This window comes from Xanthobacter autotrophicus, assembly GCF_005871085.1.
In the GTDB taxonomy this organism is placed as follows: Bacteria; Pseudomonadota; Alphaproteobacteria; order Rhizobiales; family Xanthobacteraceae; genus Xanthobacter; species Xanthobacter autotrophicus.
Genome location: NZ_VAUP01000031.1, coordinates 21,140 through 43,083, shown reverse-complemented (window position 1 = coordinate 43,083; position 21,944 = coordinate 21,140). Strand labels below are relative to the sequence as shown.

Below are 21,944 nucleotides of genomic sequence, written 5' to 3'. Positions count from 1 at the left end.
CGCAGACCCTGGCCGCACGCGGCCCGCGCGACGTGATCGGGACCCTCGCCCCGCGTCTCATCGAGATCGTGCGCATGAGCCCGGATTTCGAGCCGGCCTATGGGCCGGTGCTGGCCATGGCGCGGCAGCGCGCGGTCAGCGAGCCGGCTGCGGCGCGCCGCCTCCTAGAAGCACTCGATAGGGCGAACCCGGCCCGACCCGATGCACGCCGCCTTCTTGCGGCGCTGCCGCCGGATGCGGCGTCGGCGCCTCGCCCGCCGCAGCCACGGTGAAGGGGATGGAGCCGCCATCGGCGTGATAGTGGCGGCGCAGATAGCCGTTCCAGATCACCATGTATTTGCCCGGCGGCAACGGCTGGGTGACGCGGAACGCGGTCTGGCGCACCTGCACGGCGGGGCGCGTCCAGTCGGTGGCCCATTCGGCATTGTCGGCACCGATGACCTTCACCTCGTGAAGCTCGAACTCGTCGGTAAAGTCGATGGTCACCGCCGGCTCGCTTTCCCCGAGTACGTCATTGGCGTTGGGCACCGACTGGTCGAATGCGCACTGGGCAAGGGCCGGCGCAGCCGTGCCGGCGACGAAGCCGGCGACAAGCGCGGCGAGGACGGAGGCGGGTTGCATCGTGAACTCCTGAAAAGGTCGCCCGCTCACGCGAAGCGGATGGCGTAGCCGAAATTGTCGAGCCGGTCGGGAATGGCGTTGAAGGCGATGGAGATGCGCCGCTCGCCGCGATTGGCGGGCACCTCGTGCAGCAGGTAGCTCGGGAACATCACGAGATCGCCGGCGCGGGTCTCCGGCATGGCCCACTTGCCGCCGTTGAAGGCGTTGATGCGGGCGTTGGGATTGCTGTTGCCGAACAGGAAGCCGGTGCCGCCGATGCTCTTGTGGAACACGATGTTGGCGGAGGGGTGCGCCTCGGTAAGATAGACCACGCCGGAGATGAAGCTGTTGGCATGGGTATGGATGGCCTGGTGCCCGCCGGGCTCCAGCACGTTCACCCAGATTTCCTTGATCTGCCAGGTCAGCGCCTCGCCGAACAGCACCTCGCCGAACTCCGCCACCTTGGGCAGCACCAGCGCACCGAGCCGGCCATGAAGCGAATTGGCCTCGGCTCCCGCCACGGGGGTGTGGGAGAGCAGGCTCGAATAGGCGTTGGTGAGGCTGGTGGCGTCCTGCGCCTCGGCGGCGAGCGCGGCCACCGCGTCGGGTTCGAGCAATCCCGGCACCCGCATCACGGGGGTGGGAAACAATCCGATAAGCTGGCTCACGATGGCGCCCGTCCGGTCCGGCAGAAAGGGGGAGACGGCGCGCACTTTCCCCATGGGCCATGACCTGCCGATGACGATGGGGCGGCCCGGTGCGGCCGGCTGCCATCCCCCTTCAGTGGCTCGATTCAATGTCCGACAGCGCCGGTGGGGGCCGGTTGGGCGCGACGATGTGCGCCGTGGGCCGATCACCGGCCGGCCGGCCCGGGCGCGCCAGCAAGGGGGGGCCGTCCGGCCCGCGCACGGTCGGTGTCGCGCCGCCGCTGCCGGAAGCCGGAAGCGCGAGCACCACGCTGTTGCGACCGTTCTGCAACAGTGTGTCGCGCACACTGACCGAGCGCAGCACCCAGCCCTCGTGGGTCTCCCCGGTGCGCAGCCGCAGCACGGCATTGCCCGTCGGATCGAGGAAGATGCCGTAGGCATCGCTCTGGCCCACCACGGTGCCGATGAGGGTGATGCGCGGCCGCGCCGGAGCCGTCGCCACGGGCGCGGCAGGCGTGGGCGCCGGTGGAGGCTCGGCCACGGCAGGCGGGCGACGCCCGGGCGTGAAGAGGGGCCGCGCGCGGGTGGCCTCGAGCCGGTCGAGGGGCAGCGACCACAGGGGATTGCCACGCGGCGTGGTCCCCGCGCGGCCGGAACCTGCGGCGCCATCGCCCTCTCCAGCGCGGACCTGGACCGGATTGGCCGGTGGGATCGGCGTGTCGAGGTCGGAGGCGGTCGCAGCTGTGCCGGACACCACGAGGACCACGGCCAATAGGGCAAAGCGCGAAGCGCGCGCGAAAGCGCTCATCGCGCGCCCTGCCATTGGCCGTAGACGGTGAAGGTCACTTTCAGCGCCATGGACTGGCCGCTCCCGTCCGCTGTCCGCCCCCCGGAGGCCGGCGCCTCGCTCTGGATCGCCAGCTGGTCCACGAACAGGAACGGCTGGCCCGCCTCGATGTCGTAGAGCAACTTCTGGAGCGCATCCGCGCCGATGTCGAGGCTGGTGGCCACGGCGACGAAGCCCGGACCATAGGTTGTGTCCTGAAGCTCCGGCCGGGACGAGGTGATGCGTCCGCCGGCGCGCTCCACGGCAGCGGCGATGCGCTGCATAAGCACGGCGCCCGCCACCGTCACCGTGGGTCCTTCCAGCACCGGCGCGCCGGTCCACGGGTCCGCCGCATCGCCGGGGCGGGGCGGCTTGCGGCCCTGCAGGCGGTCCAGCGCATCGGAAGCTTCGGCCACGGCGGCGCGCTTGTCCATGAGGTCGCCAATGGCGCTCCCCGCGACCGCGAGCAGCAGCAGGACGAGCGCCAGATAGCCCTGCGCCGCGAGCAGCGGCAGCCGGCGGGATGGGACGACGGACGGCAGCAGGCTCATCGCATGGCCTCCATGGGCAGCAGGATGCGCGCCGAGATATGGAAGCGCTCGCCGGCCTCCCCCGCCGCGCGGGTGGTGGGGGCGACGAAGGTGGCCTCGGCGAACTGGTGCGACTGCTCCAGAAGGCGGATCAGCGCCGCCGCCTCGCGCGAGACGCCGGCCACCTCCACCCTGTCGCCCTCCATCTGCAATTCGGTGACATGGGTGTCGTCGGGCAGCACCTGCGACAGCGCTTCCAGCACCAGCACGCCGGCGGGCACCTCGCGCTTGCGCCGTTCGAGGGCGGCGAGCACGGCAGTCCCGCCCTGCCCGTCGCGCGCCGTCACCAGGGCGCGGCGCTGGGCGGCGATGCGCTGGGTGATATCCTCCCGTTCGGTGTCGAGGCTGCCGCCGACAAAGCCGGAGACCACAAGCGCCAGCAGGGCCGCCCCCGCCGCGCCTCCGAGCACGCCAAGCAGGACACGCCGCACCCCGGCCACCCCCGAGGCCGCGCCGGATGCCGCATGGTCGAGCACGCGGATGGGCGCACCCGTGCCCTCCGCCTGCGTGGTGACGAGAATGGCGCCCACGCCCTGCGCCTTCAGCCGGTCCGTGAGAGGCGAAAGCCGGGCCCGCGCGGTGGCTGCCACGGTGAGGGCGAGGCGGTCGTCGGGGGCGTCCTGCGGCGGTGTGAAGCCATAGGCCGCCTCGGTTGCGCTCCAGGGGGTCAGCCGGTCGATCTGCGAGCGCACGATGCCGTCGAGGAACGCCGCCGCGCCGCGCGGCAGCTCCAGCGGGCGGAACAGGAAGCGGGCAGGATCAAGAGCCAGTTCCACCTCCCGCCCCTTGAGCGCCGTCGCGATCTCGGGCGGGAACGGGGTGGGGTCATCCAGCCGGAGGCGGGCCGTCCCATCCGGCAGGGGCAGGGTGAACACCCCATCCTCCGCCTCCACCAGGCGCACCGCCGCCCCGCGCGTGAGCCGCTCGCGCAGGTCGGCGACGAAGCCGGCGGCAAGGTCGATGAAGGCGGAGAAGGCGTCGAGAAACCGCGCCAGGGAGAGGGCGGAAGAGGAAGAGTGCGACGTCGTCTGCGTCATGGCCGGCGCTCCCCCTTCGGGCGCGGCGGCGGGGCCTCCGCCGGCAGGTCGGCATCCTCGCGCCAGGAGAGGACCCGGTAGGGATCATCGCCGAAATCGCGCAGCAGGATCACCGCCTCCGCCGCGCGGCGGCGCCCCGTGTCGAACTCCATAAGGATGCGCACCCGCACCGCGTCGCTCGCCTCGCGGCTGGTGCCGGGCAGGGCCGCAGGAGGCGCGGCCGGCGCGCCCGCGCCGCCGCCCGCATCCGGCGGCGCAGCCCCGGGCAGGGCCGCGCGCACCACGGGATCGGCATCCGCCGCATTGATCTCACCGCGCCCGCTGAACACGGTGAGATGCGGCAACGCCTGTTCCACCAGCGTCGGCGGCAGGCCCACCACCCGCCAGATCTCCTCCACATGCACGAAGGGCGCGCCGCGCGGCCCGTGATCGAGGCCGGCGTCGCGATACAGCTCCGCCTCCCGCCCGCCATCACCGGAAGGCGGCGCGCGGAAGCCGAGGATGCGGTCGGCATGATCAGCCGCCGCCTCGGGCTGCGCGCCAAGAGCCGCGAACAGGCCGGCGAGAAGCTCCTTCGGCGCGGCATTGAGGTCGATACGCGCGGCCTCACCCACGAAGCTGGCGCTCACGTTGGCCTTGCCCATCCGGAACGCCACCTCGCCGCTGGAGGGGCGCTTGTCCTTCGGCACGGCGATGAGGCGCAGAGCCGCGATCTCGACTGCCGCCGTGGCGAGGCCATGGGCGATGATGCTGTCGTCCCGCACCGCGGCGGCCGTCGCGGTGCTGGAGATGTAGACCGCATAGACCGTAGCGAGGGTGGCGAGGGCGGCCAAAATCCACAGCACCGCCACCAGGATGAAGCCGGCGCGGTGGGTGCCGTCCGCATCGGCGGGATCGCTCCGCGCGGCGATGGGGCTTGCGAACATGCCGGTCATGGCGCACGCCCCTCGCCCGATGCATCCCCAGCCCCCTGCCCAGCCTCCTGCCCTGCCCCCGCCGGGCGCGGCCTGGTGCAGACGGGGCGGGTCTCGTCGGTGACGCAGACCGCCGGCACTTCGGCGCGGATCACAACCGCGCTGGAGGCGTCGAGGGCGCGGCCGGTGCGCGCCTCGCGGATCACCAGACGCACCGCGCGCGGCAGGGTGTCAGCATCGATCCAGCCGTCGCGCCACACCCCGTCGCGACCGGCGTAGGAGAAGGAGACCCGATAGGCCGCGCCCAGCAGCGGCACCGGCGCCCCGAACGGCGGCAGGCCGGCATCCGCCGGGCGCGGTGCGAAGGTGGCCGCGCTGCGCCCCAGCCCGCCACCGGTCTCCGCCAGCTGGACGATCTCGAGCCCCGGCTTCGCATTGGGGCCGAGCGCCGTGCGCACGAACAGCACGGACGAGGACGTGCCCACGAACAGCGGGCGCTTGGCCGAGAGATTGGCCGGCACGAATTCGGCGGCGGCGAGGTCGGCGGCCATGCGGTCCACGGCGAGAGCGATGAGTTCGCTCGCCTCCACGCGGGCAAGGCCGCGCTGCCAGTTGGGCAACCATTTCCCCGTCACCATGGCCAGCGCCGAGAGCACGAGGCCGGTGAGCGTCAGCGCCACCAGCACCTCGATGAGGGAGAAGCCGGCCGTCGCGGCGCGCTTTGGGAAAGCCCGGCTCATTCGGCGGCCACCGGCACGAGGCGCACCGTCTCCAGCACCACCATGGCGCCGGAGGGCGCGCGCACGCGGATCACCACGTCGCGCGGCGCCCATTTGGCGCCCTCGGGCACCCCGGCCACGGCGAGGGGCCGCACATCCATGCGCCAGCCATGACCGGCGATGTCGCCATCGGTGCGGCCGAGAGCAAGGGCGCTCCGGGCCGGGATGCCGGTCTCCACCGCCCGCGCGGTGGAGAGAAGGCCGGTGCGCGCCTCCAGCGCCCGGGCGCCGCGCCCGTTGGCGCCCATCACCTGCCCGATGGCCGCCAGCACCGCCGCCGCCACCGCGAGGGCCACCAGCACCTCCAGCAGGGTGAAGCCTTCGACGGCCGTCGCGCGGGCGAAGGCTTCAGGACTTGAGGCGTGGGACAATCTCCACTCCTCCCGTCAGCCAGTTCACCCGCACCTCATAACCTGCGCCGTTGCGGGTGAGGGCGACCACCCCGCCGCAGGACAGGCCCGAGGGCAAAAAGCCGATGCGACCACCCGCCGCCCGGCCGTTGCAGATGTTCGGCAGCACGGCGGTCATGCGCACGTCGGCGGGAATGCGCAGCTCGCGTACCCCCTGCCGCCCGCCGGCGCCGGAACGGATGCGTCCTGCCGGGGCGTCCACCACGGTGGCCACCGGCAAGCCACGCCGCAAAGCGGCGGCGCGATCCGCCTTCAGCAAAGCGGCGGTCTCCACCGCATAGGCCTGAAGCCGCTGGCGCGAAGTGCCCAGCGGCATGCGCGGCAGGGCGAGGGCCGCCAGCGCCGCGACGATGGCCAGCGCGCACACCACCTCCAGCAGGCTGAAGCCCGCCTGCCCCGCTTTCGCGGCGATGGTGTGCGCGCGGCTCACTTCGACCAGTTCGTGATGTCGGCGGCGGTGCCGGTGCCGCCCTGCTGCCCGTCCGAGCCCAGGGAGACGATGTCGTAGGCGCCGTGCTCGCCCGGCGCGCGATAAGAATAAGGCTTGCCCCAGGGGTCGGACGGCAGGGTGCCGCCCTTCAGGTACGGCCCGTTCCAGGTGGCGGCGCCCGGAGCGCGCTGGACCAGCGCGGCAAGGCCCTCCGAGGTGGAGGGATAGCGGCCGGTGTCGAGATAGAACAAATCGAGGGCGCTGGAGAAGCCCTGGATCTGGATCTTCGCGGTCTTCACCTTGCTGTCGCCGAGATAGCCGAGCACGCGCGGCCCCACCAGGGCGACGATGAGGCCGATGATGGTGATGACCACCAGCAACTCCACGAGGGTGTAGCCCCCTTCATTCTTTCGCCGGCGGCGGATCTGGGCGGCGCGGGCGGCGCCCGCCGGAAGAAGAATATTCACGCGGTTCATCCGATGCTTTGGCTGACCGACAAAAGCGCGGTCATGACGGAAACGATCAGGCCGCCGACGACGACGCTGATGGTGACGATGGCAGCTGGCCCGATAATCGCGACCACCTTCGCGAGCGAGCGCTGGAGCTTTTCCTCGTAGAAATCGGCGATGCGGCCCGAGAGCATGGCGAGTTGTCCGGTCTCCTCGCCGAGGCGCAGCATGCGCACCGCCATGGGCGGCAGCGCCGCGCCGGCGGAAACCGCATCCGACAGCCGCGCGCCCTGGCGCACCTTGTCGGAGGTGGCGGCCCAGACGGATGCGTCGTCGCCTGCCGCCATCACCTCCACGATGATGCGCAGCGCCTGGGTGAGGGTGACGCCGTTGCCCAGCAGGATGGAGAGGTTGCGGCAGAACACGGCCGAGCGGCGGAACAACAGGATGGTGCTGACCAGCGGCAGCCGTGCCAGCGTGCCCATCACGGCGGTGCGCGTCGCCGGCCGGCGCAGCACCAGCCACGCGAGCACCACCAGCGCGCACCCCCCCGCCCCCAGCGCGGCGCCATGGGCCTGAGCGAGGTCCGACAGGTTCAGAAGCATCTCCACGGCGGGATCGAGCTTGGCGCCCATGTCCCGCAGCACGGTGGAGAATTGCGGCAGCACGAACAGCAGGAAGAACACCAGCACGCCACCCGCCGCCACCAGCACGAAGGCGGGATATTGCAGCGCCTCCATGAGCTTGCGGCGCAACTGCTCGGCCCGCGCGCGCTCCTGGGCCAAAAGGTCGAGGATGCGGTCCATGGTGCCGGAGGCTTCACCTACCCGCACCAGCGCCACATAAACCGGCGGAAACAGCTTGGGCTCCCCCGCCGCCGCCTCGGCGAAGCTCTGGCCGGCGAGCACGTCGGCGCGCAGCTTGCGCACCACCGCCCGCATGCGGCCGAGGTCGGCATCGCCGCAGAGCAGCTCCAGCGCCTCGTCGAGCCGCGCGCCGGCCTTCAGCAGCAAAGCGAGGTCGCGGGTGAAGAGGGTCACGTCCTCCGCCTTCGGCCCGCCCAGCGACAGGCCGAACCGCCCGCCCTCGCTTTTGGCCCGGGCGGGGGCGGTCTCCACCGGCATGAGGCCGAGGAATTCGATGCGCCGGCGCACCTCCGCCTCGGTGGGCGCGGTGATCTCGCCGCTCACGATCTGTCCGGCCTGGGTGAGGGCCCTGTAGGTGAAGGTCGCCATCAGCGCACGGTGGTCACGCGCAGCACCTCGGCCGGCGAGGTGATGCCGGCCCGGCATTTCAGGATGCCGTCGTCCAGCATCGTGGTCATGCCGCCGGCGATGGCCGCCTTGTCCACGGCGCTAGCCCCCGCGTGGCGGTCGATCATCTCGCGGATCTCGTCGGAGAGAGTGAGGATCTCGAACACCCCCACCCGGCCGCGATAGCCGGCCCCGCCGCAGCGCTCGCAGCCCTTGGGCTCGTACACGGTCTCGCCGGCCTTGAAGCCGAGGGCCGAGAAGCGCGGGTCGTCGGCCACGTCCATCGCTGTGAGGGTGCGCGGCCGCTTGCAGCGGTCGCACAGCTGGCGCACCAGCCGCTGGGCGATCACCGCCCGCAGGGTGGATTTCAGCAGGAAGCCCTCCACCCCAAGATCCAGCAGGCGCGGCACCGAGGCCGCCGCCGTGTCGGTGTGGAGCGTGGTGAGCACCAGATGGCCGGTGAGCGCGGCATGGACCGCGATGTGCGCGGTTTCGGGATCGCGCACCTCGCCCACCATGATCACGTCCGGGTCGTGGCGCAGGAAGGAGCGCAGGGCGGCGGCGAAGGTGAGGCCGATGGCGGGCTTCACCTGCGACTGGTAGACGCCCTTGATCTCATATTCCACCGGGTCCTCGATGGTGAGGATCTTCCGCGTCGGCTCGTTCAGGATGGAGAGGATGGTGGCAAGCGTGGTGGTCTTGCCCGACCCGGTGGGTCCGGTGACCACCACCATGCCGTGGGGCAGCGCCAGCAGCCGCTTGAGGATTTCCGCATCGCCCGGCGACAGGCCGAGCTTGTCCATGTTCAACAGGCCCCGGTCGCGGGGCAAGAGGCGGATCACCGCCGCCTCGCCGTGCTGGGTGGGCATGAGCGCCACGCGCACGTCGATCTCGGAGCGGCCGAGCTTCAGGCGCGCCGCGCCGTCCTGCGGCAGACGGCGCTCGGCGATGTCGAGGCCGGCGAGGATCTTGATGCGGGAGATCACCGCCTGGGGCAGCACGTCGGCGGGCGCGGGCACGACCCGCAGCAGGCCGTCGATGCGCATGCGCACCTCGATGGTGCCCCGGAACGGGCCGATATGGATATCGCTGGCGCGCAGCTCCATGGCCTTTTCCAAGAGGTCGTTGACCGCCCGCACCACCGGCGCGCCGGAGGCGAGATCGCGCAGGCTGTCGATGTCGTCGTCTGCCCGCGCGCTGCCGGCCTCCGTGATCCCGGCCGCCGGCACTTCATCCCCGCCGAGTCGCTCGGTGAGTACCGTGGCGATGTCCTCGAAGGAGGCGACCACCAGCGCCACCTTTTCGCCCAAGGCGATCTCGGCGGCGCGCCGCACCGCCCCGTCGGTGGGATCGCCCACGGCGAGGCGCACCGCGCCATCGGCGCCGCGAAAAGGCAGCGCCGTCATCTCGCGCAGGAAGCGCGGCGAGAAGTGTGACACCAGCGCGGGCGCCGCCATCAGTTCCGGCAGGCTCACGCGGGGCAGGCGATAGAAGGCGGCCACCGCGTCGGCGAAATCGCCGGCGGGAAGCTCGGTGGATTCCCACACCTTGCGCAGGGGCTTTGCGGTCTCGACGGAGAGCGGCGCGGAAGGGCGCATATCCGAAGCGCGGGTGTCGACGGAGTGCGCCTCATCGGGCCGCGCGGGCACGGCGTCGCCCGGCCGCAGCAGCCCGCATCGCGCCAGATAGCCCATGAAATCGCCGACGAATTCGCCGGCGCCGTCGGCCGCCATCCCTGTCCCCGTCGCCCGAACGGCACGCCGGCCAGTTGGCTCGCCCGTCGCGCCTCACCTTGATCCGTGCCGCCGGGCAGGGTTCTCGCATGCGCCGGACGACAATCGCCCCGCGACGGCCGCCACGCGGGTGCCCCTTCCATGGGTCCCTGATCGAACATGACAAGGCCATGCGGCCCGAACGCGCTCTCGCCGGCGGGCGCATCATCGTGACGCCCCATGAAGGTTTCGCGGCGACTTCATGACAGTCCCGCAACAGTCCCGCCCCGCGCACGGTGCAAGGCCAGTCGTTCCACAACTTTGGGTGACCCTAATATTTCTGTCATACGCCATCGATACTAGGTGTCGTCCGTCCGGAGATCGGGGCCATCCACCTCGAACGGCAGCTGGGTTCATCGAGGCATCGGGTGGAAGTGCGGAAAGATCGGCCCAACCGGTTCGGCTCCCGACCGGGCACCCTGCTGTTGACGTGCGCGATCCTCATCGCCACGGCGCTGGCCGCGTGCTCGCTGGTGCCCGACGACGTCAAGCCACCGAGCGTGATGGACCAGGTGCGCGCCATCGACCTGCTGCCCCGCGATACCAAGCCCGTGCCCGGCCCACAGGACATTCCCGACGACCGCAAGGCCATCGAATATTTCGGCTCCAGCACCTCGGCATCGGTCTCCGACCGCTCCGAGGTCGGGGTGGCGGGACGGGGCGGCGTGAGCGGCGGCGCCGACGGCTATGACCTCAACTTCGACAACACGCCGGTGACCAGCGTCGCCAAGGTCGTGCTGGGCGATATCCTCGGCGTGGGCTACGTCATCGACCCGCGGGTGCAGGGCACGGTCACCCTGGCCTCGGCCCGGCCGGTGCCGAAAACCGAGCTGCTCTACGTGCTCGAAACCGCGCTGAAGACCAACAACGTGGCCATGGTGCGCGAGGCCTCCGGCTATCGCCTCGTGCCCCTCACCGAGGCGGCGGGCGGCGGCAATGCCGACGTGGGCACCTCGCGGCCGGAGCCGGGTTACGGCATCTCCGTGGTGCCGCTGCGCTATGTCTCGGCCGAAGCGTTGATGCCGCTGCTCGACAGCTTCGCCACCAAGGCCGGTGCCGTGCGCGCCGATCCCGGCCGCAACCTGCTCATCATCCAGGGCACCGGGGCGGAGCGGCAATCGGCCATCAACACCGTGCTCTCCTTCGATGCGGACTGGATGCGCGGCCAGTCGGTGGGGGTCTATCCGGTCCGCAACAGCGCGCCCGAGGCGCTGATCTCCGAGCTGGAGAGCATCATGGATGCGGGCGACAGCGGGCTCAGCCACAAGATGGTGAAGTTCCAGGCCATCACCCGGCTCAATGCCATCATGGTGGTGGCCAAGAAGCCGGAGCTGCTGCAGACCGCCGGCACCTGGATCGGCCGCCTCGACCGCTCCGACACCACGGTGGGGGTGCGCGTCTATCGCCTGCGCTACGGCGACGCCAAGCAGACGGCGAAGGTGCTCAACGACCTGTTCGTGGGCGGATCGTCCAGCGGCCTCGACCAGGCGGCAAGCCAGATCGCGCCGGGCTCCGGCGCCTCGGTGTCCTCCGGCGGCGGCTCGGACGGCAATGGGTCGGGATCGGGCCTCACGGTGCAGCAGCGGCTCGGCCAATCCCCGCCCAAGCAGGACACGGGCGGCTCCGGCGGCAAGGCTACCGCCGTCGACAGTGAGGGCGCGCCTTTGGGCGGCTCCGGCGGCGGCTCGGGAGGGGGCGGCGCGCTGCTGCCCGGCATCCGCATCACCGCCGATGCGGTGAACAACTCGCTGCTGATCTTCGCCAGTCAGGAGAATTACCGCATCATCGAGCGCACCCTGATGCAGCTCGACCAACCACAGATGCAGGTGGCCATCGAGGCCACCGTGGCCGAGGTGACGCTGAACGACACGCTGGCCTATGGCGTGCAGTTCTACCTCACCAGCAAGGACCTGGGCCTCGGCCGCAACAACGGCTCGGTGCTGAACACCCTCTCGGGCGAGATCACCGACCAGGCCATCAACCGCGTGCTGCCCGGCTTCAACCTGCTGGTGGGCCGCGAGAACCAGCCCCGCGCCATCCTCGATGCCCTGCATACGGTCACCGACGTGAAGGTGCTGTCCAACCCCTCGGTCGTGGTGGTGGACAACCAGAAGGCGACGCTGCAGGTGGGCGACGAGGTGCCGGTCTCCACCGGCAGCGCCACGGTGCTGTCGTCGTCCAACACGGTGGTCAACACCATCGAGTACAAGAACACCGGCATCATCCTGCATGTGGTGCCGCGGGTGAACGTGAACGGGCAGGTGCGCCTCGAGATCGAGCAGGAGATCAGCAACGTCACCCAGTCCGATCCCACCACCAGCGGCACCAGCAGCAATTCCACCGGGCTCACCCCCACCGTGTCCCAGCGCAAGGTGAAGAGCGTCATCGCCGTGGCGAGCGGGCAGACCGTGCTGCTCGCCGGCCTCATCAGCGAGCGCCATAACGGCGTGCGCCAGGGCGTGCCCATCCTCGACCAGATCCCCGGCGTCGGCGACGCCTTCGCCCACACCACGGGCACGGTGAAGCGCACCGAGCTGATCATCTTCATCCGCCCCCAGATCATCCGCGACAATGTGGATGCCCACACGGTGGCCGAGGAGCTGCGCGCCAAGCTGCGCGGCACCGTCACCACCCTGCCCGGCGGCCCGCAGGCCCCGCTCGGCGCACGGTGAGGCCGGCCGTGACCCTGTCTTCCCCCGCCCGCCGGTCGTCCCCGACCCGCCTGCACGCCACCGGCGACCTGGCCGGCAAGGTGGCCCTCGCGGCGGTGGTCATGGCCGCCATGGCCGCGAGCCTTGCGGTGGAGCCGTCCGTGGTCGGCCTGCTGGCGGCAGCGCTGGTGCCGGTCCTCGCCGCCATCGCCGTCATCGACGGACGGCACTTCATCATTCCCGATTCATTGAACGCGCTCGGCCTTCTCCTTGGCCTTGCCGCCGCGGCCACGGCGCCGGAGCCGGAGCCGGTGGACGGCGTCATCTCCGCGTTCCTCGGCGGCGCCGGGCTGGCCATCATGTTCCTCGCCATTCGCCTCGGCTACCGCGCGTTGCGCGGCCGCGACGGGCTGGGGCTGGGCGACGTGAAGCTCGCGGCGGTGGCAGGGGTCTGGCTCAGCGTCACCGCCATGCCGGTGGCGGTGGAAACGGCGGCCCTTGCCGGGCTCATGGCCTATGGCATCCGCCGCCTTACTACCGGCCGCGCCGTGCGGGTGCGGGACCGGCTGCCGTTCGGTCTGTTCTTCGCGCCGGCCATCTGGATCGGCTGGCTGTTCGACCGCTGGATCGTCGGGTTGATGTGAGGGGGATCGGGAGGCGCCAATGAAGCTGACGGGTCCTTCAGCCCCGCGCCGGATGCTGGCCGCGCTCCTTGTCGCGGCCGCGCTCGGTCTGCCCGCGCCGGCCGGCGCGGGCGCGCCCTCCACCACCCGCGCCTTCACGCTCTATGCGCGGGGCGACTATGAGGCCGCCGCCGCCGAACTGACGCCGCTGGCATGGGCCGGCGATCCCCGCGCCCAGGGCCTGCTCGGCTTCCTCTATGAATACGGCAAGGGCGTGCCGCAGAATTATCTGGCGGCCGCCAATTGGTACGCCAGCGCCGCCGAGCAGGGCGAGGCGACAGCGCAATATCTGCTGGGCCTGCTCTATGACAAGGGCCACGGCGTGCCGCGCGACGTGGTGCTGTCGCAGAAGTGGCTCATCCTCGCCACCGCCCGGGCCAACAAGCGCGAGCGGGATGTCTACACCCGCCTGCGCGACGCGGTGGCCACCAAGATGAGCGCCGCCCAGCTCGCCACCGCCCAGCGCCTCGCCATCGAATGGGCGCCGGTGCGCGGGCTACCGGCCCAGTAGGCTTACCTTGCCAGCCCGCCGAACCACGCGCCGAAATAGCCGGCATACAGCTCCGGCGCCTCAAGGTTCAGTGAATGGCCGACGCCCGGCACAGCCACAAAGCGGCAGTGGGGCATGAGGGCGGCCATCTCCTTCAGGTCCGCCTCGGCGATCACCGCATCATTCATGCCCCACACCACGAGGTGGGGATGGGGGATGGAACCCATGCGCGCCTTCAGCTCCCCGCTCGCCGCCTCCTTGGTGAGGGTGTCCGGCGTGCCGAACCAGATGCCGTCGGACACCGCGAAAGTCTGGTCCACGATGCGCTCGAACAGGCCGGCGCGTGCTTCCACGCCCGGCTTGAAGCGGGCCGGCCCGTGGAGAAGGCTTTCCGGCTCGAACAGGCTCATGGCGGTGGATGCCATCACCTGCCGCGTCAGTTCCTTGCTCGCCTTCATCTGCCCGAAGAACGCCGCCTGCTCCGGGCGAAAGACGATGCCCTGCGGCCCCACCGGCGAGAGCGAGAACACCCGGCCGAAGCGCTCCGGCTGCTTCAGGATCATCCGTGTGGAGATGATGCCCCCCGTGGAATGGGTGGCGAGGTGGCAGAAGGAAACCCCCAGGGCATCCAGCGCCGCCAGCATGTCGTCGGCGTGCTGGGCGATGGAATAATTGGAGAAGTCCGGGAGGTGCTCCGGCTTGTCGCTGTCCCCGCAGCCCCGCCAGTCGATGGCGATGGTGCGCACGCCCCGCGGGAAGTGGGGGGCGGCGAGTTCGATCCACTCCTTGCTCGCCAGATTGCCGTGGAGGAAGAGGACGATGGTGTCGCCCTCCCCCCATTCGCGCCAGGCGAGGTTTACCTCGCCGGCCTGAACCCTGAGGTTGATGTCGCCGGCTTTCAGCATGGCCATGGCGGCACCTATTTGTTGAGGCCAGTGGGCGCAGCGGCGGTGGCGGCCTGGGGCGAGGCGTCCGAGGGCGCGCCGTGGATCAGCCGGTCGACGCTCGCGGCCGAGGCGGTGGGCACGCGGCCGGTCTCGACGAAGTCCACCACATCCTCGGCGAAGGCCACCGGCTCGTCGGTGTGGATGAAGTGGGCGGTGCCGGGATAGACCTTCACCCGCACATCCCCACCCGCCGCATCCATGCGCCGCATGAACGGCAGGATGAGCTGGCGCGAAAGGTCGTTCAGCCCGTTGAAGGCATAGCCGGGAATGAACGGCTCCTTGTCGCCGAAGGCAAGGAAGATGGGGATCTTGATGTCGGTCAGCCTTTTATAGAGGCTGGCCGGGTCCTTCTCCTGCAATTCCGCCACCATGGCGTAGATGTCGAAGATGAAGACATCCACCCATTGCTGCAATTCGCGCGGATCGCCCTTGATCATGCCGATGCGCTGGGCGGTGTGCAGGCGCGCATATTCGCTGTCGCGCAGGAAGTAGCCCGAGCGCTGCGGCGTCACCGCGCCGGTCACCGGATCGCGGCTGCGGAAGTGGAAGAAATCATCGATCTGCTGGGCAGTGAGGTTCTTCTCCCGCTCGCGCAGGCCGGTCTGGTCCCAGGTGGCCTTCCACTTGTCGAAGTCGTGGGCATAGGCGGGATCGAACAGGTCCAGCTTCTTGCCCGGCGCCACCGTCACCTCGCGGGGATATTCCTCGAGGCCGGCGGGGGCTTCCAGGATCAGCTTCGTCACCGCGTCGGGCCAGGTGAGGGCATAGCCGAGCACGATCTGCCCGCCCATGGAATGGCCGAGATAGGCGGCCTTTGGCACCTTGAGCTGGTTCACCACCACCTCGTGCACCACTTCCCGCATCTCCTGCATGGTGCGGGCCGGGCTCCTGTCGAGGTTGCCGGGGCCGGACATGCCGTAGTGGGGCAGATCCACCGCGATCACCCTGAGGCCGCGCTCCAGCGCGATGCGCATGATGTTGCCGTAGTGGCCGCCGAACGCGCCCTTGCCGTGGATGATCACCAGCACGTCCGGATTGGGCGCCGTGCCGGCATATTCATCCATGTAGCCGATGTCCCAGGCGATTCCGCGACTGTCCTTGGCCGTGGTCTTCTTCACCGGGAAAGGATAGGTGACGAAACTGTTCCAGAACGACTTGTCCGGCGTGATGTTCGCCGCCACCGAGGGGGTGCGGTAGGTCTTCGCCACCAGGCCGCGGTCGCGGGTGAGGCGCGACACGTCGGAGAGGAAGCCGGCGACGGTGGGATCGAATTCCCGGTTCTTCAGGATGGAGAACACGCCGTAATGGGCGACCGGGCTCTTCTCATGGACGAAGTCCGCGCCGGGCACGAGGTCCACCGTGCGCTTGGCCCGGTCGAAGGTGAGCCACTGGTCGTTGTCGATATGCATCACCAGCGTGCGGGCGGTGATGCGCTTGAGCTGGTCATTGATGTTGTAGGTCTCGCCGGCACGGTTGCGCCACAAAAGGTCCACCGCATCGAACAGCAAAGCGCGCTTGTTCACGCTGGCGCCGGCCTGGGGCGTGGGTGGGTTCCAGTAGAACACGTCCGGCTGCACCTTGGCCCAGTCCTGCTGGGAGCGGAACTGGAAGTCGAAGCCGGTGAGCAGCAGCACCGACCAGCCGAATGCGACCCCCTGGTTGGGGTGCTTGTCCTTCGGCAAGTTGTAATAATTGCCGCCGGTGGCCCGCCATTGCGGATCGCTCTCGATGGCGGCGGACATGAGTTGGAAGGTCCAGTTGCCCACCGGGTCGCCGCCATCCGACTGGCTGGTGCCGCCGATGGGCAACAGGCCATTCATGAAATCGGGATGCATGACGCCCCAGACATAGGTCTGCGTCGCCCCCATGGAAGCGCCGGTGACCAGCGCCGCCCGCGCCACCTTCAGGTGGTCGCGCAGCATCCGGTAATTGGCCTGCACCATGTCCTGGTAGCTGTACTGGGGGAACTTCTGCCCCAGCCCCTCGGAGGGCTTGGAGGTGCCCCACAGGCCCAGCGCGTCGAGGATCACCACATAATACTGGTTGGTGTCGATGGCCCGGCCCGGCCCGATCACCGATCCGCCCGAGAGCGCCGTGCCCTCCACCCACTGGGCATACATGTCGGTGGCATCGCCCGAATAGAAGGAATTGATGATCACCGCATTGGTGATCTCGCCCGCCGCATTGCGGATGGGGGTGCCCAGCGCGATGTAGGCGGTGCGCAGCGGACCCGCGCCCAGCTGCTCGAGGGTGGTGCCGCCCTCCCCGCCATTGGCCCATTTTTCGGGGGCGGCGAGATCGTAGGTGCCGCCGATCTTGAAGTTGCCGATGTCGTAGAAGGTCTTGAGATGGCAGAGCCGCTCCTGCGAGCAGATGGGCGTGATCTTGAGCGGCTCGAACTTCGGGGCTGATGAGGACTGGGACTGGGCTGGGGATTTGGCTGGAGTCTGGGCTTCTGCGGCGACCAGCTGGGCGAGAAGCGCGAGGCCGATGGCGAAGGCGTGTCTCATGTTTCCTCCCGGCGCCGCTCATTCATTGGCGTCGCCGGTGGCAAGAACATCACGGTCCGCGGCCGTTGGAAAGTGCGGACTTTACCGGTCCGGCCGAGGCCGCCTCACATGACGGCGCCGATCTGCCAGGGCACGAACTCGTTGCGGCCGTAGCCCAGAAGCTCGGACTTGGACTTGGTGCCCGAGGCCACCTCCAGCACGGTGCGGAAGATCTCCCGCCCCTTCTCCTCGATGCTCACCCCGTCGAGCACGTCGCCGCAATTGATGTCCATGTCGTCCTCCATCCGGCGATAGAGGTCGGTGTTGGTGGCAAGCTTGATGGAGGGCGTGGGCTTGCAGCCATAGGCCGAGCCGCGCCCGGTGGTGAAGCACAGCACATTGGCCCCCCCCGCGACCTGGCCGGTGGCCGCCACCGGATCATAGCCGGGCGTGTCCATATAGACGAAGCCCTTGCGGTCGATCCGCTCGGCATAGCGATAGACGCCGCGCAGGGTAGAGGTGCCGCCCTTGGCCACCGCGCCCAGCGACTTTTCAAGGATGGTGGTGAGCCCGCCCGCCTTGTTGCCGGGGGAGGGATTGTTGTTCAATTCCCCGCCGGCCCGCGCCGCATAGGCCCGCCACCAGTCGATGAGATCGACGATCTTGCGGCCCACGGCCTCGCTCTCGGCCCGCCGGGTGAGGAGGTGCTCGGCGCCATAGATTTCAGGGGTTTCGGAGAGGATGGCGGTACCGCCCTGGCGCACCAGCATGTCCACCGCCGCCCCCAGCGCCGGATTGGCGGTGAGGCCGGAATAACCGTCCGACCCGCCGCACTGGAGCGCGAGGGACAATTCGGACGCCGCCACCGTCTCGCGACGCGACGCGTTGGCGAAAGCCAGCATGTCCTTGATCTTGTCCACGCCCCGCGCCACCGACTTGCGGGTGCCGCCGGCCTCCTGGATCACGATGCTCTGGAAATGGTCGCCCTCGGTGATGCCGTAGGCCTCCTTGAGGCGCGGGATCTGGAACACCTCGCAGCCGAGGCCGATGACGAGCACGGCGGCGAAATTGGGATGGCTGGCATAGCCCCACTGGGTGCGGGCGAGAATGTCGAATTCCTCGCCCTTCGATCCCATGCCGCAGCCGGTGCCGTGGGTGAAGGGCACCACCCCGTCAATGTTGGGATAGTCCGCAAGGATGCCGGAGCGCGCCACCTCGTCGGCGACGAAATCCGCCACCGTGGCCGAGCAGTTCACCGAGCTGAGGATGCCGATATAGTTGCGCGTGCCGGCCCGCCCGTCGGCCCGGCGGAAGCCTTCGAAGGTGGCGGCCGTCTCGCCCGGCAAAAGGGTTTCCAGCGGCCGCGCCTCGGAGGCGAAGGCATAGTCGCGCTCGAAATCCTTGAGCATCACATTGTGCTCGTGGACCCAGTCGCCGGGCGCGATGTCCACGCCGGCGAAGGCGATGACCTGGCCGAACTTGCGCACCGGCGCACCGGCGGGAATAGGCGCGCAGGCGATCTTGTGGCCGCGCGGCACGGTGCGCGTGGCGGTGAGGCCTCCGGGCAGCGCTGCACCCTCCGGGACGGTGTCGATGGCGATGAGGACATTGTCCACCGCGTTGAGACGCAAGGTGCGCGGGTCAGCCATGATGCGTCAGACCTCCAGAATCGCCTTGATGACGCCGGCCTCGGGCTTCAGCCAGTCCTGGAACAGGCCGGGCGCATCACTGAGCGCGCCGCGATGGGTGTTGAGCGCGCGCGTCGGCACGCGGCCGGCCTCCATCTGGCGCACCACTTCCGCGAAATCGTCGGGCTGGGCGTTGCGGCTGGCGTAGAGCGTGGTCTCGCGCTTGTGGAACTCGGGATCGGAGAAGGTAATGTCCTGCCGCACCACGCTGACCAGCACATAACGCCCGCCATGGGCGATGAAGCCGAAGCCGCGCTGCATGGCGCCGGCATTGCCGGTGGCATCGATGACCACGTCGTAGAAATCGCCCTGCGTGATCTGCCTGGCCGCTTCCTCGGCACCGGCATCCGCCGTCACCAGATGGTCGGCGCCCAGCATGTCCTTGGTGAAGGCGAGGCGATCCTCGCGCATGTCCATCACCGAGACCTCGGCGCCGCGCGCCTTGGCGAAGATGATGGCGGACATGCCGATGGGACCCGAGCCCACCACAAGCACCTTGTCCTCAGCCGTGATCTGGCCGCGCTTGACGCCATGGGCGCCGATGGCGAGGAACTCGATCATGGCCGCATCGTCGAGGGAGGCACTGCCGGTGGGCACCACGTTGCCCTCGGGCACGCAGAGGAATTCCGCCATGCCGCCGTCCTTGTGGACGCCCAGAACGGCAATGTTCTGGCAGGCATTGGTCACGCCCTTGCGGCAGGCCACGCACTGGCCACAGGACAGATACGGCACGATGTAGACATTCTCGCCGGTCTTCAGGCGGCTGCCCTCGGGCGCCGCCTCGACGGTGCCCGACAACTCGTGGCCCATGACGCGGGGATATTCGAGGAAGGGGTGCTTGCCCTGGAAGATGTGGAAGTCGGTGCCGCATACGCCCACGCGACGGATACGCACGAGCACCTCGCCGGCGGCGGGCACCGGCACGGGCCGGCTGATGACCGACAGGCGACCCGGTTCTTCGCAGAGTAATGCCTTCATCTTCCAATTCTTTCCTGAAATATGCGGCTGGTCTTCAAGACCAGCCGCAGGAAGCGGCCCGGATCAACCGGGCCGCCGGAAATCTCACTTCAGCATCTCTTCGGGAAGCGAGGTGCCGTTGTAGCGGGTGTAGATCTCGTTCAACTTGCCGTTCTTGAGGTTGGAGGCGATCACCTTGTTGACCGCCTCGCGCAGGGCGTCGTCGCCCTTGCGCAGGCCCACCGCATAGGGGTTGGTCTTCAGCACCAGCTTCACTTCCAGCGGATCGTTGGGGCGGCGGGCGTTCACCGCCTGCATCACCTGCGGCGAGGACGCCATGAGGTTCACCTGGCCTGACACCAGCGCAGTGATGAGGGTGGCGTCGTCGTCGAAGCGCACCATCTCGGCGCCCTGCGCCTGGGTGGTGGCTTCCTTGTCGTTGGAGGAGCCGCGGGTGGTGCCGAGGCGCTTGCCCACCAGGTCCTTGATATCCTTGACGGAGACGCTCTTCGGCCCGGCCACCACAATCTGGATCACACCGTAGGGATCGGAGAAGTCGATCACCTTCTTGCGCTCGTCGGTGACGCTGAAGGAGGCCATCACCATGTCCGCCTTGCCGGTGAGCAGGAACGGGATGCGGTTGGGGCTGGTGACCTGCACGATCTCCAGCGGCACGCCCAGCTCGGCGGCGAACAGCCGGGCGCTCTCCACGTCGGAACCGATGGGCTGCATGTTGCCGTCGGTCATGCCGAAGGGCGGGGAGCCGAGGTCCACGGCGATGAGGATCTTGTTGCGCTTCTTGATCTCTTCCAGCGTGTCGGCGAAGGCCGGTAGGGCAAGGCTGCCCGCGACCGCGAGCCCGGTGGCGCCGACGAGGAAGGCGCGGCGGCTGATGTTCATGCGCTCCATGTTTCCAACCCTTCTTTGTGTTGCAGTGTTCTGGCTGAGAAAGCGGGGATCAGAGCCCGCTGCCGACGAAGGCGCGCAGCTCCGGCGTCTTCGGGTCGTCGAGCATGGCGCCGGGGCCGGTTTCCCAGACGGTGCCCTGGTGCATGTAGATGACCTTGGAGGCCACCTTGCGGGCGAAGGCCATCTCGTGGGTCACGAGGATCATGGTCATGCCGCCGCGGGCGAGGTCTTCCATCACCTTCAGCACTTCGCCGGTGAGCTGGGGATCGAGGGCGGAGGTGACCTCGTCGAACAGCATCAGCTTGGGCTGCATGGCCAGCGAGCGGGCGATCGCCACGCGCTGCTGCTGGCCGCCGGACAATTGCTCGGGGAAATGGTCCGCCTTGGCCTCAAGGCCGACGCGGGCCAACACCTCGCGGGCCAGGTCGCGCGCCGCGGCCTTGCCGATACCCTTCACGCAAGTTGGGGCGAGCATGATGTTCTGCTCGGCTGTCAGATGCGGGAACAGATTGTAGCTCTGGAACACGATGCCCACGTCGCGGCGCAGGGTCTTCTTGTCGAGCTTGGGATCGTGCACGGCGTGGCCGCACACCATGATCTGCCCGCCCTCGATGGTTTCGAGGGCGTTGATGCAGCGCAGCGCCGTGGACTTGCCGGAACCGGACTGGCCGATGACCGCCGCCACCTCGCCGCGCGCCACCTCGAAGGAGACGCCGTTCAGCACCTTCACCGCGCCGAAGCTCTTTTCCACGTTGGTCAGACTAACGACGGCCGACATTGAGCTTCCTTTCGAGACTGCGGCTCCAGGTCGAGAGCGGATAGCAGAGGACGAAGTAGATGGCGGCCACCACCATGAAGATGGTGAACGGCTCGAAGATGGAATTGTTGACGAGCTTGCCCGCCTGCGACAGCTCCACGAAGCCCACCACCGAGGCCAGCGAAGTATTCTTCACGATCTGCACCAGGAAGCCGACCGTGGGCGCCGTGGCGATGCGCATGGCCTGGGGCAGGATCACCCTCGTCAGGCGCTGCCAGCGGCTGAGCGAAAGGCATTCCGCCGCCTCCCACTGGGTCTTGGGCACGCTCTCGATGCAGCCGCGCCAGATCTCGGCGAGGAAGCCTGACGAGTAGATGGTAAGGCCGAGGCCAGCCGCGAAGATGGCCGGCACTTCCTTGAAGCCCACGATCGCGATGCCGAAGTAGAACAGGAACAGCAGGATCAGCAGCGGCGTGCCCTGCACCACCTGGATGTAGGCGGTGGCGAGGATGCGCACCCAGCGCGTGGAGGAAATGCGGGCCAGCGCCACACCGAAGCCCACGAGCCCGCCGCCCACGAAGGCGATGGCCGACAGGCCGACGGTCCACAGCGCCGCCCAGCACAGGAACTGGAAGTGAATGAGGGTGAAGGTTGGCATTTTCGTTC

At 69.2% G+C, this 21,944-nt stretch carries 22 protein-coding genes; 3 read left to right on the top strand and 19 right to left on the bottom strand.

Going from position 1 to position 21,944, the window contains the following annotated elements; genetic code table 11:
• Positions 1-135: 135 nt before the first annotated feature.
• Genes FBQ73_RS23235 through FBQ73_RS14150 form a run of 12 tightly spaced genes read right to left on the bottom strand, consistent with a single transcriptional unit; the run spans position 136 to position 9,533 of the window.
• A complete protein-coding gene (locus tag FBQ73_RS23235) occupies positions 136-621 on the bottom strand; it encodes a copper resistance CopC family protein (protein WP_138400157.1) in 486 nt (161 codons plus the stop codon).
• Positions 622-647: 26 nt separating this feature from the next.
• On the bottom strand, positions 648-1,322 hold the full coding sequence (locus FBQ73_RS14200; protein ID WP_138400156.1) for a TIGR02466 family protein: 675 nt from the start codon (positions 1,320-1,322) through the stop codon (positions 648-650).
• Between the two features lie 58 nt (positions 1,323-1,380).
• A complete protein-coding gene (locus tag FBQ73_RS14195; RefSeq protein ID WP_138400155.1) occupies positions 1,381-2,055 on the bottom strand; it encodes a general secretion pathway protein GspN in 675 nt (224 codons plus the stop codon).
• On the bottom strand, positions 2,052-2,624 hold the full coding sequence (gene gspM, locus FBQ73_RS14190) for a type II secretion system protein GspM (RefSeq protein WP_138400154.1): 573 nt from the start codon (positions 2,622-2,624) through the stop codon (positions 2,052-2,054). The genes FBQ73_RS14195 and gspM overlap by 4 nt, the downstream gene beginning before the upstream one ends.
• Positions 2,621-3,700 carry a PilN domain-containing protein gene (locus FBQ73_RS14185; protein ID WP_138400153.1) on the bottom strand — a complete coding sequence of 360 codons (1,080 nt, stop codon included), beginning with the start codon at positions 3,698-3,700 and terminating at the stop codon, positions 2,621-2,623. Before FBQ73_RS14185 ends, gspM begins: the two co-directional genes overlap by 4 nt.
• Positions 3,697-4,635 carry a type II secretion system minor pseudopilin gene (locus tag FBQ73_RS14180; RefSeq protein ID WP_246089711.1) on the bottom strand — a complete coding sequence of 313 codons (939 nt, stop codon included), beginning with the start codon at positions 4,633-4,635 and terminating at the stop codon, positions 3,697-3,699. Before FBQ73_RS14180 ends, FBQ73_RS14185 begins: the two co-directional genes overlap by 4 nt.
• The gene (locus FBQ73_RS14175; protein ID WP_170218904.1) at positions 4,632-5,354 is read right to left on the bottom strand and encodes a PulJ/GspJ family protein; all 723 of its coding nucleotides are present in this window, start codon (positions 5,352-5,354) and stop codon (positions 4,632-4,634) included. Before FBQ73_RS14175 ends, FBQ73_RS14180 begins: the two co-directional genes overlap by 4 nt.
• On the bottom strand, positions 5,351-5,764 hold the full coding sequence (locus FBQ73_RS14170) for a prepilin-type N-terminal cleavage/methylation domain-containing protein (RefSeq protein WP_138400151.1): 414 nt from the start codon (positions 5,762-5,764) through the stop codon (positions 5,351-5,353). Before FBQ73_RS14170 ends, FBQ73_RS14175 begins: the two co-directional genes overlap by 4 nt.
• Positions 5,742-6,233, bottom strand: a complete 492-nt coding sequence (locus FBQ73_RS14165; RefSeq protein WP_138400150.1) for a prepilin-type N-terminal cleavage/methylation domain-containing protein — start codon at positions 6,231-6,233, stop codon at positions 5,742-5,744. The genes FBQ73_RS14170 and FBQ73_RS14165 overlap by 23 nt, the downstream gene beginning before the upstream one ends.
• Positions 6,230-6,709, bottom strand: coding sequence for a type II secretion system major pseudopilin GspG (gene gspG / locus FBQ73_RS14160; RefSeq protein WP_138400149.1), 480 nt, complete (start codon positions 6,707-6,709; stop codon positions 6,230-6,232). Before gspG ends, FBQ73_RS14165 begins: the two co-directional genes overlap by 4 nt.
• The gene (locus tag FBQ73_RS14155) at positions 6,706-7,917 is read right to left on the bottom strand and encodes a type II secretion system F family protein (protein ID WP_138400148.1); all 1,212 of its coding nucleotides are present in this window, start codon (positions 7,915-7,917) and stop codon (positions 6,706-6,708) included. The genes gspG and FBQ73_RS14155 overlap by 4 nt, the downstream gene beginning before the upstream one ends.
• Complete coding sequence (locus FBQ73_RS14150) at positions 7,917-9,533, bottom strand: GspE/PulE family protein (protein WP_246089731.1); 1,617 nt, start codon at positions 9,531-9,533, stop codon at positions 7,917-7,919. Before FBQ73_RS14150 ends, FBQ73_RS14155 begins: the two co-directional genes overlap by 1 nt.
• 542 nt (positions 9,534-10,075) lie before the next feature.
• Here FBQ73_RS14150 and gspD point away from each other — a divergent pair.
• Genes gspD through FBQ73_RS14135 form a run of 3 tightly spaced genes read left to right on the top strand, consistent with a single transcriptional unit; the run spans position 10,076 to position 13,552 of the window.
• Positions 10,076-12,379 (top strand): type II secretion system secretin GspD, encoded by a 2,304-nt coding sequence (gspD, locus tag FBQ73_RS14145; protein WP_138400147.1) that lies wholly within the window; start codon positions 10,076-10,078, stop codon positions 12,377-12,379.
• An 8-nt stretch (positions 12,380-12,387) separates the two neighbouring features.
• Positions 12,388-13,002 (top strand): prepilin peptidase, encoded by a 615-nt coding sequence (locus FBQ73_RS14140; RefSeq protein WP_138400146.1) that lies wholly within the window; start codon positions 12,388-12,390, stop codon positions 13,000-13,002.
• A 19-nt stretch (positions 13,003-13,021) separates the two neighbouring features.
• Positions 13,022-13,552, top strand: a complete 531-nt coding sequence (locus tag FBQ73_RS14135) for a tetratricopeptide repeat protein (RefSeq protein ID WP_138400145.1) — start codon at positions 13,022-13,024, stop codon at positions 13,550-13,552.
• Between the two features lie 2 nt (positions 13,553-13,554).
• Here FBQ73_RS14135 and FBQ73_RS14130 read toward each other — a convergent pair whose 3' ends face one another.
• The 7 genes from FBQ73_RS14130 to FBQ73_RS14100 all read right to left on the bottom strand — a co-directional run bounded on the left by FBQ73_RS14130 (position 13,555) and on the right by FBQ73_RS14100 (position 21,936).
• Positions 13,555-14,442: an alpha/beta fold hydrolase gene (locus tag FBQ73_RS14130; protein WP_138400144.1), complete on the bottom strand. Its 888-nt coding sequence runs from the start codon at positions 14,440-14,442 to the stop codon at positions 13,555-13,557.
• 8 nt (positions 14,443-14,450) lie between these two features.
• Entirely contained in the window at positions 14,451-16,988 is a 2,538-nt protein-coding gene (locus FBQ73_RS14125) for an alpha/beta hydrolase (RefSeq protein WP_138400143.1), read from the bottom strand.
• Between the two features lie 104 nt (positions 16,989-17,092).
• Entirely contained in the window at positions 17,093-18,616 is a 1,524-nt protein-coding gene (locus FBQ73_RS14120; protein WP_138400142.1) for a UxaA family hydrolase, read from the bottom strand.
• A gap of 6 nt (positions 18,617-18,622) precedes the next feature.
• A complete protein-coding gene (locus FBQ73_RS14115) occupies positions 18,623-19,633 on the bottom strand; it encodes a zinc-binding alcohol dehydrogenase family protein (protein ID WP_138400141.1) in 1,011 nt (336 codons plus the stop codon).
• Between the two features lie 84 nt (positions 19,634-19,717).
• The gene (locus FBQ73_RS14110; RefSeq protein ID WP_246089710.1) at positions 19,718-20,512 is read right to left on the bottom strand and encodes a transporter substrate-binding domain-containing protein; all 795 of its coding nucleotides are present in this window, start codon (positions 20,510-20,512) and stop codon (positions 19,718-19,720) included.
• A 58-nt stretch (positions 20,513-20,570) separates the two neighbouring features.
• Positions 20,571-21,299: an amino acid ABC transporter ATP-binding protein gene (locus FBQ73_RS14105; RefSeq protein ID WP_138400139.1), complete on the bottom strand. Its 729-nt coding sequence runs from the start codon at positions 21,297-21,299 to the stop codon at positions 20,571-20,573.
• A complete protein-coding gene (locus tag FBQ73_RS14100; RefSeq protein WP_138400138.1) occupies positions 21,283-21,936 on the bottom strand; it encodes an amino acid ABC transporter permease in 654 nt (217 codons plus the stop codon). The genes FBQ73_RS14105 and FBQ73_RS14100 overlap by 17 nt, the downstream gene beginning before the upstream one ends.
• Positions 21,937-21,944: the final 8 nt, after the last annotated feature.

Bases quoted from the DNA above. Each gene is read 5' to 3' on its own strand.
- FBQ73_RS23235 (WP_138400157.1), bottom strand. From the start codon at position 621: ATGCAACCCGCCTCCGTCCTCGCCGCGCTTGTCGCCGGCTTCGTCGCC.
- FBQ73_RS14200 (WP_138400156.1), bottom strand. From the start codon at position 1,322: ATGGGGAAAGTGCGCGCCGTCTCCCCCTTTCTGCCGGACCGGACGGGC.
- FBQ73_RS14195 (WP_138400155.1), bottom strand. From the start codon at position 2,055: ATGAGCGCTTTCGCGCGCGCTTCGCGCTTTGCCCTATTGGCCGTGGTC.
- gspM (WP_138400154.1), bottom strand. From the start codon at position 2,624: ATGAGCCTGCTGCCGTCCGTCGTCCCATCCCGCCGGCTGCCGCTGCTC.
- FBQ73_RS14185 (WP_138400153.1), bottom strand. From the start codon at position 3,700: ATGACGCAGACGACGTCGCACTCTTCCTCTTCCGCCCTCTCCCTGGCG.
- FBQ73_RS14180 (WP_246089711.1), bottom strand. From the start codon at position 4,635: ATGACCGGCATGTTCGCAAGCCCCATCGCCGCGCGGAGCGATCCCGCC.
- FBQ73_RS14175 (WP_170218904.1), bottom strand. From the start codon at position 5,354: ATGAGCCGGGCTTTCCCAAAGCGCGCCGCGACGGCCGGCTTCTCCCTC.
- gspG (WP_138400149.1), bottom strand. From the start codon at position 6,709: ATGAACCGCGTGAATATTCTTCTTCCGGCGGGCGCCGCCCGCGCCGCC.
- FBQ73_RS14155 (WP_138400148.1), bottom strand. From the start codon at position 7,917: ATGGCGACCTTCACCTACAGGGCCCTCACCCAGGCCGGACAGATCGTG.
- FBQ73_RS14150 (WP_246089731.1), bottom strand. From the start codon at position 9,533: ATGCGCCCTTCCGCGCCGCTCTCCGTCGAGACCGCAAAGCCCCTGCGC.
- FBQ73_RS14135 (WP_138400145.1), top strand. From the start codon at position 13,022: ATGAAGCTGACGGGTCCTTCAGCCCCGCGCCGGATGCTGGCCGCGCTC.
- FBQ73_RS14130 (WP_138400144.1), bottom strand. From the start codon at position 14,442: ATGGCCATGCTGAAAGCCGGCGACATCAACCTCAGGGTTCAGGCCGGC.
- FBQ73_RS14125 (WP_138400143.1), bottom strand. From the start codon at position 16,988: ATGAGACACGCCTTCGCCATCGGCCTCGCGCTTCTCGCCCAGCTGGTC.
- FBQ73_RS14120 (WP_138400142.1), bottom strand. From the start codon at position 18,616: ATGGCTGACCCGCGCACCTTGCGTCTCAACGCGGTGGACAATGTCCTC.
- FBQ73_RS14115 (WP_138400141.1), bottom strand. From the start codon at position 19,633: ATGAAGGCATTACTCTGCGAAGAACCGGGTCGCCTGTCGGTCATCAGC.
- FBQ73_RS14110 (WP_246089710.1), bottom strand. From the start codon at position 20,512: ATGAACATCAGCCGCCGCGCCTTCCTCGTCGGCGCCACCGGGCTCGCG.
- FBQ73_RS14105 (WP_138400139.1), bottom strand. From the start codon at position 21,299: ATGTCGGCCGTCGTTAGTCTGACCAACGTGGAAAAGAGCTTCGGCGCG.
- FBQ73_RS14100 (WP_138400138.1), bottom strand. From the start codon at position 21,936: ATGCCAACCTTCACCCTCATTCACTTCCAGTTCCTGTGCTGGGCGGCG.